We start from the raw sequence: 10,397 nt of genomic DNA, 5'->3' as shown, positions 1-10,397 counted from the left end.
ACCGACCCTCGGCCCCACCGCGAGCCCGCCCTCCGCGTCCCCGCACGACACGGCGCAGGCGCCCTCCTCGTCGCCGTCCTCGACCGTGACCTCCACCTTCCCGCCGCTCCAGGACGTGCCCGAGGTGTGCGACCTGCTCCCCGCAAGCCTGACCTCGCGGCTGGCGCCCAAGAGTGAGTCGGAGCCGGGTGTCGCCAAGGACGGTTACGGCGCGAAGCGGAAGGACTGCGCGTGGCACCAGAAGGGCTACAACATGAAGGGCGGCTACAACGAGTCCCGCTCGATCAACGTCAAGGTCAACGTCTTCCCGGACAACGACTCCGCGCTGGACGACGCCGACTTCATGTGGCGCTCGATGCGCGATGAGTCGGGCCAGACCAAGGGCGCCCCGTACAACACGAAATATGGGGAGATCAAGGAAATCAGCGATCTTGGCGACGGGGCGTACGCGATCTACAACGAGCACACCGCCAGGCGTACGGCGATGGCCTGGCTTCTCGTCGTCAGAGGCAACACGACCATCGACGTCCACTTCCACGGCACGGACAACAAGGGCCGCGAAATCCTGTCGAACAAGGACAGCCGGCCCGTCCCCGAGGAGGAGCTCCTGCAGGGCGCGGAGGAGATCGCCAGGGAGACCCTCAAGAACCTGACGGGCTGAGGCGGCCGGCGACGCCGGCGCGCCGTCATCGGCGGGACCGGCCTCATCGGGTCCCGGGTGGTCAAGATCCTTGACGCGCGCGGGCACGAGGCGGTGCCGCACGCGAGGTCCACCGGGGTGGCCCTGCTCAGCGGTAAAGGGCTTCCCGAGGCGCCGACGGGCGCCGACGTCGTCGTCAATCTCACGAAGCCGCCGGCCTTCGACGAGACCTCACCCGCCTTCTTCCGCACGACCATGGACAACCTGCTGACCGCCGCCGAGGCGGAGGCGTCGGTCACGCGGTCATCCCGTCGATCGCATCCGGCTTCTTCCGGCAGGGCCGGATCAAGGGCGATCCTCCACCAGCGCGGCGAAACCGTCGAGATGGCGGGCGAGGCTGTATTCGAACAGCCCGTCAAGGTCCGACACCACGTCCTCCTGAGCCGTGGCCAGCAGCGGGAATCGTCCGCTGCCGAGGAGCTCGCCGGTCCGCTTCCGCTGGGACAGCCGCCACTGGCCGAGGGTCACGCCGGTCTCCTGCTCGGCTTCGACCTCGGCGGCCATGGACCGGGCGACGGGGAGGACCAGCGTGTGCAGCGTGAGCGCCTCGCGCATCCGTGTCGACATCGTCAGCCCGAGCCCGTCGAGTGCGCGCAGGGTCCACTCGGTGTGCGCCATCATGTTGGGGACGAGCAGCGGGCGGACGAACGAGACGGCGCCGGGCAGCCAGAGGTGTCGCCGGCACAGCTCCCACTGCAGGCGGGCGATCAGTTCGAGCTTGGCCCGCCACCCGTCCGGCCCCGGGACGGGCAACTCCGGTTCGCCGAAGGCTTCGTCGGCCATCTGCGTCACGAGCTCGTGCTTGCCGGCCACGTGGCGGTAGAGCGACATCGGACCGACGTCGAGCTCGGCCGCGAGCCGCCTCATGGACACCGCGTCGAGCCCTTCGACGTCGGCGATCGCGATCGCGGTGCGGAGCACCTGCTTCCGGTCGAGCGCCTGTTTGGGGATGGCGTCCTGCCGCCGTCTCGGGGCGGCCGGCTGTTTCTGGCCCGCGGGGGTGCTGACCACCGTGCCGGCGCCGACCTTCGTTTCTACCAGCCCCTCGTCGCGGAGCGTGGCCGTCACCCTGGTCGCGGTCGCGACCGCGACGCCCCAGCGCTGGGCGATCTGCCGGACGGAGGGCATACGATCGCCTGGCCGCAGGTCGCCTGCCCGGATCCGGGCACGGATCTCCGCGACGATCCGCCGGTATGGCGGTTCCTTCGACGACGGCATGGGGCCTCCGGATCTGACGACGACATCGCCGGTCAAGTGTACTAGGTCAATCCTTCTCGTACTAGTGCACTTCATGCTGCTCATTCGCCCCATAGCTGCCCAGCTCGTCGCCGCGTCACTACGATGTGCGCATGACAGTTGATACACCGTACGCATCCGTGCGCCGGGCAGGTGACGCGGACCAGCCGAGGGTGCTGGACGTCCTGACCGAGGCGTTCATGAACGATCCCCTCGTCTGCTGGCTCCTCCCAGACGTGGGCCCGCGAGGTTGCCTCCAGGCGCACTTCCACCGCCCGCTGCTCACCCACCCCGCCGTCGAGGCGTACCTGGCCGGCCGTTCCGAGGGCGCCTCGGTGTGGCAGACGCTGGCCGCGGGCCAGACGCCCTATGAGGAGAGCCCCGACGCGCAGAAAGAGGGCCAGGACGCGGTCTTCGGCGAGAGCGGCGCGCGGTTGCGGGCCCTGGGCCAGGCGCTGGCCCCACGGCACCCCCGACACGAAGCGCACCTCTACCTTCCGCGCATGGGGGTGATCGGCGGGCGGCAGGGCGCCGGGCTCGGCTCGGCGATGCTGCGCCACCGGCTGGAACGAGCGGACGCCGACGGCCTGCCCGCCTACCTGGAGTCGAGTTCACCGCGCAGTCGCGCCCTCTACCAGCGGCACGGGTTCGAGGAAATCGGCCGGCCGGTACGGGTGGCGGACAGCCCGCTCCTGTGGCCGATGTGGCGCCCGCCGCGCCGCTGACCGCCGGCTCCCCACCATCCGCCCGGCAGAAAGACAGCAAGACAGAAGGAGACAACGTCCATGAGCACGTCCATGACCACGACCCACGACGCCGACCGGCGACCGCCGACCCTGGTGCTCGTCCACGGCACCAACTCCTCGTCGGTCCTGGCCTCGGGGCTGATCGGCGAACTCACCCTGCGCGGGCACCGGTGCGTGGGCGTCGACCTGCCGGGGCATGGCCGCCAGGGGTTCTACCCCCGTTCGTACCAGGCCCCGCAGGACATCGAAGTGCTGGCAACCGAACCGTCGCCCCTCTCGAAGATCACCATCGATGACTACGTCGAGCACGTTGTGGACGTGGTGCGCCGCGCCCGCCGCCACGGGCCCGTGATCCTCGCCGGCATGAGCCAGGGAGGCGTCACCGTGAGCAGAGTCGGCAACGCCGTGCCCGACCTGCTCGAGCGGGTCGTCTACGTCGCGGCGTACTGCTGCGTTGACCTGCCGAACCTGACCGCCTACCTCGAGACGCCGGAGAACGGCGACAGCCTGCTTCCCCGGGTGACCGCGGCGATGGTCGCCGACCCGGCGGTCCTGGGAGCGAGCCGGCTCAACTGGCGTTCGGCCGACCCGGTGGTGTTCCAGGGCGTCAAGGAGGCCCTGGCCGGCGACTTCACCGACGAGGAGGTGGGACGGCTGCTCAACATGCTGGAGCCGGACGAGAGCGCGAGCATTCCCCTGGCCGAGGCGCGGGGCGAAGCGCACACCTGGGGCCGGATCCCCCGGACTTATGTGCGGCTCACCCAGGACCGGCTGATTCCGCCGGCGCTGCAGGACCGGTTCATCGAGGAGGCCGACCGTCTCACTCCGGACAACCCGACCGACGTGCGCAGCGTCGCCGCACCCCATGTCGGCCCGTTCGACCGGCCAGAACTGGTGGAGATCTTCGCCGGGCTCTTCAGGCGCTGACCCGCGCGGGGGCCGTCCGGGACCTCCCCGCGCGATGCCCCGGCTCATTCCCAGGTCATGTTGATCGAGCGTTCGAAGTTGACGTATCCGGCGCGCTGGAAGGCGTTCGCCATGGGAACGTTGCCGAGGTCGGTGGCCGCCCGGATGCGCGGGACACCCTGCGCGGCGAGGATACGGCTGCCTTCGGCGAGGATGTCGTCGATGTAGCCGTTGCCCCGGTGCGCGGGCACCACGGCGAGGTAGCCGATGACGGGGTTGTAGTCGTTGCGGGCTGGAGTGACGAACCCCACCGGTTCGCCGTCCGGCAGCGTCGCGATCCGCCACCAGTCGCGCGGGCTCCGATAGTGCGCGAGCTCGTCCTCGTAGTGTCTGACGGCGGCCTCGCGGGCGGACATCCGGGTCAGGTCGTCCTTGCTGTGCGCGTCGAGTGTGCCGTCGAGGACCTGCGCCATCAGCAGGAGGATCTCCTCGGTGTCGCGGACCGGCCGGAACCTCAGGCGCCCGCTCGGCTCGGGGATCGGCGTTCCCGGACGCCACTCCAGGCGCAGGCGTTCGACGAACAGGCGGGCGCCGGTCCGTTCCAGCGCGGCCATGCGGTCCTCGACGACGCGCCTGGCCACCCCGTCGTCGCGCCAGCCGGGCGGGACGCAGCGACCGTACTCGGGTGGACGGGCGCCTGCCGGGACGACGCCGGCCATGGCGGTCCGCAACAACCGCACGCCGATGTCCACGCGGTCGGGGGCGGGGTCGTTGTCGTCGATGTCGAAAACGTCCAGGAAGAAGGGTGTGTCGTCGCCGGTGCGGCACCACCAGGCGGCCCTGGCCAGCAGGCGATTGCCGCGAAGGGCGACCCACATCCACTGCGGTCGCCGGCGGCCGGCTGCGAGGTCGTCCGCGAGTTCCTCGTTGAGGACATAGGGCAGCCGGGAGAAGAGCTCGAGTTCGTCGCGCCCGGTGATCGGGCGCACGGTCAGGTTGTTCTGTTCCACGGTCGAGGCACGCTCCAGTGAAGGCGCCCGTCCGCTCCGGGGGTCAGACGAGGTCGGCGCCCCGGGAGGAGACAAGCGCAGTGATCATGGACATCATGGGCTTATCCCTCCTTTCGCTGTCGTGACCCTTGCTACTGTCGCCAGGGGTCCGGCTGCAAGGTTTATCCGATCACCGGCCCGCGCGCAAACCATTTCACGGTCGGGCCTATGAGCCGGGCGGCGTGGCGTGGTCCCTGAGGGCGGCTCGTGCTCTGGCCGCCATGGCCTCGTCCACCATGTCGCCCTCGAAAGAGATCGCGCCGGCACCGCTCGCCTGGGCCCGGTCCACGGCCGCGACGAGCCGCTCGTAGCGGGCGAGCTCCTCGGGGCTCGGTGAGAACACCTCGTTGAGCACGGGGACGTGGGACGGATGGATGGCCATCATCCCCTCGTAGCCCAGGGAACGGTTCTGCCCGGCGAAGGCGCGCAGCCCGTCGAGGTCGGCGATGTCCGTCCACAGGCCCGCGACCGGGCAGGGCACGGCCGCGGCGCGGGCGTCGAGCAGCACGCGGGAACGCAGGGCGAGGGTCTCGGTCCCGTCGCGGCTCCAGCGGTAGCCGACCGCGCGTTCGACGTCGCCGCCTTTGCCGGTGACCGCTCCGAGATAGGCGACGCGCGGGGCGGCGCACCCGATCTCGTACGCCTCCCGCAGGGCGGCGGCGCTCTCCAGCAGCGGCACCAGGGCGAGCCGCCCGACGGGCATGCCCTGCTCGCGCTCGCACCAGGTCATCAGCCGGTCGGCCAGCCGCACGTCGGCGGGCCCGGTCACCTTGGGCAGGACCACTCCGGCCAGCCGGGGTTGGGTGACGGCGCGCAGGTCCTCGGCGCCCGCCCAGCCGTCGAGCGGGTTGATCCGGACGAGGAGCGCCATGTCGCCGGTCGCGTTCGCGACGGCCTGGGCCACGTCGGCGCGGGCGGCGGGCTTCCCGGCCGGTGGGACGGCGTCCTCGAGATCGAGGATGGCCGCGTCGGCCCCTGCTGCCTCGGCCTTGGCGAGCCAGCCGGTCCTGGTGCCGGGGACGAACAGCAGGGAGCGCAGCCGCGGCCGGTCAGATGACACCGCGCTCCTCCAGCTTCGCCAGCTCCCCGGCGTCGAGCCCGAGCCAGTCGCGGTAGACGAGGGTGTTGTCCTCGCCGAGCGCGGGCCCGGTGCGCCAGACGCCGCCGGGCGCCTGGTGGAAGTGCGGCAGGGCGGCCTGCATGCGCACGGGCCCGAGGTCGGGGTCGTCGACGGTGACGATGTCGCCGCGCTCGGCGTAGACGGGGTCGGAGGCGATGTCCTCGGCGGTGAAGACCGGCGACGCGACCACCTCGGCCTCGGCGAACGCGCGCAGGCACTCCTCGGTGGACCGCGCCGCCACCCAGTCGCGCAGGACGGCGTCCAGGCGTACGCGCCCGGCGAGTTGCTGCTCGGTGGTGGCGTACTCCTCCTCGGGCAGGCCCACGAGGCGGACGACGTTCAGGACCGAACGCAGGGTGGCGGAGGTGACGGTGATCCACTCGGCGTCGGCCGAGAGGTAGGTGTTGATGACGGCGGCGGGCGCGACAGCCAGCTGGTTGCCCGACCTGCCGGGGACGACGCCGAGCTGGTCGTGGGTGATGACCTGCCACTCGACGAGCCGGAACAGCGGCTCGAAGAGGGCGAGGTCGATCCACTCGCCGTCGAATGAGGGATCGTTCGCCCGGCGGTGCAGGGCGGCGAGCACGGCGTACGCGCCCATCAGCCCGGTCACCGCGTCCCCGTGGGAGAACCCCGTGTGCACGGGCGGCCCGTCGGGGAAGCCTGTCAGGTGCACCACGCCGCTGCGGGCTTCGCCGACCTTGCCGAAGCCGGGGGCGTCGGCCTGCGACGAGGTCGCGCCGAACCCGGAGATCTGCAGCAGGACGGCCCGGGGGTTGATCCGGTGCACGGCCTCCCAGTCGAGCTCCCAGGCGCGCAGCCGCGACGCGCGCAGCGTGACGATCACGACGTCGGCCCAGGCCACGAGCCGGTGGGCGACCTGGCGGCCGCCGGGGTCGTGCAGGTCCAGCGTGACGGAGCGCTTGTTGCGGCCGGCGACCTTGAACCACAACGGCACGCCGGCACGCGTCGGCCCCATAGCGCGGGCGGCGTCGCCGGTGCCGGGCGGTTCGACGTGGACGACGTCCGCGCCCTGGTCGGCGAGCATGGACCCGGCCAGCGGCCCGGCGACCACGTGGGCGAACTCCACCACCTTCAAGCCGCGCAACTGCCCGCACTGTTCAGAGGCCACGCATGAACTCCTTCGTCCTGGTTGACGTAGATTCATCGTGCATGGGCGGAGAAATGCAGGTCCAGGAGAACCACCGGATATATTCATGCGGTTCGTGCATCAGTGGTGATCCAGGCCGCGCCTGCCGGCACCTCCCGGTCTTCGGCACGGGCCTCGTCCAGCAGGTCGAGGAACGCGGCGGCGGCGGGCGGCAGGGTCCGCCGGGCCGGCACCACGATGTCCAGGCGCCGTTCGACCGCGGGCCCGGTCAGCTCGCGGTGCACGACGTGCCCGGGCCCCAGCAGCGGCAGCACGAGGGCGGGCATCGCCGACACCCCGAGGCCGGCGGCGACCAGCCCGCCCACGGTCGCCACGTTGCCGGCCTCCGCCGCGGGCGTGACCACGGCCCCGGCCTGCTCGAACGCCGCGTCGGTGAGCCTGCGCACGCTCGACTCGGGGCCGACGGCCAGGAACGGCTCGGCGGCCAGGTCCTCCCACGTGACCTCGTCGCGGTCGGCGAGCGGATGGTTCTCGGGCAGCACGGCGCGGAAGCGGTCGCGGATCAGAGGGCGGTGCTCGAGCCGGTCGGAGGCCGTGCCGACGGTCGTGACGGCGAAGTCGGCGTCGCCGTTCAGCACCCTGCCGAGCACGGCGCGTTCGAGGCCGTCCATGATGCGCACGCTCACGTCCGGCCGCCTGCCGCGGAAGGCAGAGATCATCCGGGGGAGCAGCACGGCCGCGACCGACGGAAGGGTGGCCATGGCGACCACGCCGGACTCGCCGAGCAGGTAACGTCGCAGCTGTTTCATCCCCGACCGGTGGGCGTCGACGATCTGCTCGGCCACGCGCAGGGTCTCCTGGCCGGCTGCGGTGAGCTGCACGTTGCGGGTGTCGCGTTCCAGCAGCTGGACGCCGAGCACGCGTTCCAGATCCGAGACGGCGCGGCTCAACGTCGACTGGGAGACGCGCAGGTGCGCGGCCGCGGCGGTGAAACCGGCGGCCCTGGCCACGGCGACATAGGCGGCGAGTTGCCGCAGGCTGGCGTCCATGGCACCCACTGTTGCGCATTTCGCATGGATAAATCCACTTTTGATGGTGGACGTGAAACGCCGGTGCTCGGAAACTTGCCCGTAACCTCCCGCCCGGCGAAAGGACCCGGATGATCGCGTTCCTTGGCTTCCTCACCATCGGCCTGTTCCTGGTGTTGACCATGACCAGACGCGTCTCGGTCCTGACCGCGCTCGTGCTGGTCCCCGTGGTCACGGCGCTCGTGGGCGGCTTCGCCGCCGGCATGGGCCCGATGATCCTCGAAGGGCTGGGCAAGGTCGCCCCCACCGGCATCATGATCGCCTTCGCCGTCCTGTACTTCAGCCTGATGATCGACACCGGCTTGTTCGATCCGCTGATCCGCGGCATCCTGCGCCTGGCCAAGGACGACCCGTTGCGCATCGCCGTCGGCACCGCAGTCCTCACCATGTGCGTGGCCCTGGACGGCGACGGGGCCTCCACGTTCCTCATCACCGTCTCGGCCCTGCTGCCCGTCTACAAGCGGCTCACCATGAGCCCCCTGGTGCTGACCGGCGTCGTCTGCCTGGGCGCCGGCGTGATGAACATGGTCCCCTGGGGCGGCCCGACCGCCCGCGCGATGGCGGTGCTGAAGCTGGACGGCTCGGAGGTGTTCGCCCCCGTGCTGCCCGCCATGACCGCGGGCATCGCGTGGGTGCTGGTGGCGTCGTACCTGATCGGGCTCAGGGAACGCCGCCGCCTCGGCGCCGTGGGCCTGCCCGCCGAGCCCAAGGCCCAGACCCAGTCCGGGCCCCAGTCCGCAGCCCAGCCCGGGCCGGTACGCGGTGACGGGCCCGGCACGCTGCTCGCCCCCGAGCGCGGGAGGGCGGCCCTGACCGTGTTCAACCTCGTGCTCACCGTCGTGCTGCTGGCCGCGCTGGTCCTGCAGGTGATGCCGCTGCCGGTGCTGTTCGTCCTCGGCTTCGCGATCGCCGCCGTGGTCAACCTCCCCACCTGGGAGAAGCAGCAGGCACTGCTCGACAAGCACGCCAGGAGTGTCGTCCTGGTCACCACCATGATCTTCGCGGCCGGCGTCTTCACCGGCATCCTCACCGGTACCAAGATGATCGACCAGATGGCCACCGCGTTCGTCGGGATCATCCCCGACTCCTTCGGCGGCCACCTGCCGCTGCTCGTGGCGATCACCAGCATGCCGCTCAGCCTCGTCTTCACCCCCGACGCCTACTACTTCGGCGTGCTGCCCGTGCTGGCGCAGACCGCCGGCGGCTTCGGCATCGAGCCGGCCGAGATCGCCAGGGCCGCCATCCTCGGCCAGATGACCACCGGTTTCCCCCTCAGCCCGCTCACCGCCGCCACGTTCATCCTCGTCGGCATGAGCGGCGTGCAACTCGGCCAGCACCAGCGCTTCATCTTCGGCTGGGCGTTCGCCACCACCGCCGTCATGACCGTCGTCGCACTCCTGACCGGCGCCATCTCGTTCTGAGGAGTCACCCCCCATGAAGTACGGCCGGATCCTCGCCGCCCTCTCCACCGCACTGACCGTTCCTCTCGCCGTGCACACACCCGCCGCCGCCCAGGCCGACCCCTTCTTCCCCTACGACAGGCCCGCCACGTACGAGGTGCGGACGGAACGCGTCCAGGTCCCCCTGCGCGACGGCAGCCACTTGGCCTGCGACCTGCACCGGCCCGACGCCGACGGCCGCTTCCCGGTGATCGTGTACGACTACACCGCCTACGACGATCTCGTGAACCTCGGCACGGCGGCCGCGTACTACGTCACCCGCGGCTACTCGGCCAGGATCCGCGGCTGGCAGCGCGACACGGCCCCGAGACCCTGACGACCTACCCCCAGCAAGAGCTTCTCCACCTGGCCCCCGCGCGGCGCCCGCCAGGAACGGCTGAGCCTCGGCGACGGCGGCTCGCTGACCACCCGTCCCGGCGCCCCCGCCACCCGCGGTTTCACCGTCAACACCGACCAGGGCGCCGGCACCCCGGATGAGCGCCTGACGTTCCAGACGAAGCCCTACACGTCGGACGTCGTCCTGGCCAGTGACATCACGGCGAACGTCCGGGCCGCGTTCAGCGCCACCGACGGCAACATCGCGGTGGTGGTCGAGGACTTCGCCCCCGACGGCGCGGCCGTCCGCATCACCCAGGGCTGGCTCAAGGCCGGCCACCGCTTCGGGCACCACCGCGCGGTCCCGGTCCGCCCCGGCAAGACGTACGACCTGGAGATCCGCACCTGGCCGACCCACTACCGGCTCCCCGCCGGGCACAGCCTGCGGGTCACCGTGTCCAGCGACGACTACCCGGAGATCGACTCCGACGCTCCCGCGGGCCGGGTCGACCTGCGCGTGGGCCGTGGCGGCACCACGATCGAGCTCACCGCCTGGAAAGACCGGAAGTGAGCCGTCCCGCGTCCAGCCCGCCCAAGATCGGTCTGGGCGCCGCTCCCGCGCCGGTGCCGGCGATCGGGCGGGCGGTCACGGGTCTGTCTCTTATA

The 10,397-nt window shown here is 71.3% G+C and carries 10 protein-coding genes and 1 pseudogene; 6 read left to right on the top strand and 5 right to left on the bottom strand.

The window, feature by feature from the left end; translation table 11 throughout:
• Nucleotides 1-661: hypothetical protein (locus tag E1294_RS53780; RefSeq protein WP_165977907.1), on the top strand; the 661-nt coding region annotated here is incomplete at its 5' end.
• Nucleotides 662-985: 324 nt separating this feature from the next.
• On the opposite strand, the gene E1294_RS48605 is transcribed toward E1294_RS53780, so the two are convergent.
• Entirely contained in the window at nt 986-1,918 is a 933-nt protein-coding gene (locus tag E1294_RS48605; RefSeq protein ID WP_132519042.1) for a GntR family transcriptional regulator, read from the bottom strand.
• Between the two features lie 131 nt (nt 1,919-2,049).
• On the opposite strand from E1294_RS48605, the gene E1294_RS48600 reads away from it, so the two are divergent.
• Entirely contained in the window at nt 2,050-2,661 is a 612-nt protein-coding gene (locus E1294_RS48600; protein WP_132519039.1) for a GNAT family N-acetyltransferase, read from the top strand.
• Between the two features lie 60 nt (nt 2,662-2,721).
• Complete coding sequence (locus tag E1294_RS48595) at nt 2,722-3,609, top strand: alpha/beta fold hydrolase (protein WP_220448377.1); 888 nt, start codon at nt 2,722-2,724, stop codon at nt 3,607-3,609.
• Between the two features lie 44 nt (nt 3,610-3,653).
• On the opposite strand, the gene E1294_RS48590 is transcribed toward E1294_RS48595, so the two are convergent.
• The 4 genes from E1294_RS48590 to E1294_RS48575 form a co-directional block, all read right to left on the bottom strand.
• Nucleotides 3,654-4,598 carry a GNAT family N-acetyltransferase gene (locus E1294_RS48590; protein ID WP_165977906.1) on the bottom strand — a complete coding sequence of 315 codons (945 nt, stop codon included), beginning with the start codon at nt 4,596-4,598 and terminating at the stop codon, nt 3,654-3,656.
• Between the two features lie 205 nt (nt 4,599-4,803).
• Complete coding sequence (locus E1294_RS48585; protein WP_132519036.1) at nt 4,804-5,697, bottom strand: HpcH/HpaI aldolase/citrate lyase family protein; 894 nt, start codon at nt 5,695-5,697, stop codon at nt 4,804-4,806.
• Nucleotides 5,687-6,889 (bottom strand): CaiB/BaiF CoA transferase family protein, encoded by a 1,203-nt coding sequence (locus E1294_RS48580; protein ID WP_220448376.1) that lies wholly within the window; start codon nt 6,887-6,889, stop codon nt 5,687-5,689. The genes E1294_RS48585 and E1294_RS48580 overlap by 11 nt, the downstream gene beginning before the upstream one ends.
• Before the next feature lie 83 nt (nt 6,890-6,972).
• Nucleotides 6,973-7,917, bottom strand: a complete 945-nt coding sequence (locus E1294_RS48575) for a LysR family transcriptional regulator (RefSeq protein ID WP_132519030.1) — start codon at nt 7,915-7,917, stop codon at nt 6,973-6,975.
• 110 nt (nt 7,918-8,027) lie between these two features.
• On the opposite strand from E1294_RS48575, the gene E1294_RS48570 reads away from it, so the two are divergent.
• The 3 genes and pseudogenes from E1294_RS48570 to E1294_RS48560 form a co-directional block, all read left to right on the top strand.
• Complete coding sequence (locus E1294_RS48570) at nt 8,028-9,377, top strand: CitMHS family transporter (protein WP_132519027.1); 1,350 nt, start codon at nt 8,028-8,030, stop codon at nt 9,375-9,377.
• A gap of 13 nt (nt 9,378-9,390) precedes the next feature.
• Nucleotides 9,391-9,732 carry a hypothetical protein gene (locus tag E1294_RS48565; RefSeq protein ID WP_132519024.1) on the top strand — a complete coding sequence of 114 codons (342 nt, stop codon included), beginning with the start codon at nt 9,391-9,393 and terminating at the stop codon, nt 9,730-9,732.
• 30 nt (nt 9,733-9,762) lie between these two features.
• Nucleotides 9,763-10,302: pseudogene (locus E1294_RS48560) on the top strand (CocE/NonD family hydrolase C-terminal non-catalytic domain-containing protein); the annotation flags it as partial.
• Between the last annotated feature and the right edge of the window lie 95 nt (nt 10,303-10,397).

The sequence above is a fragment of the Nonomuraea diastatica genome, assembly GCF_004349015.1.
In the GTDB taxonomy this organism is placed as follows: domain Bacteria; phylum Actinomycetota; class Actinomycetes; order Streptosporangiales; family Streptosporangiaceae; genus Nonomuraea; species Nonomuraea diastatica.
The sequence above is the reverse complement of the archived record's forward strand: the minus strand, read 5'-3'. Positions and strand labels throughout refer to the sequence as shown.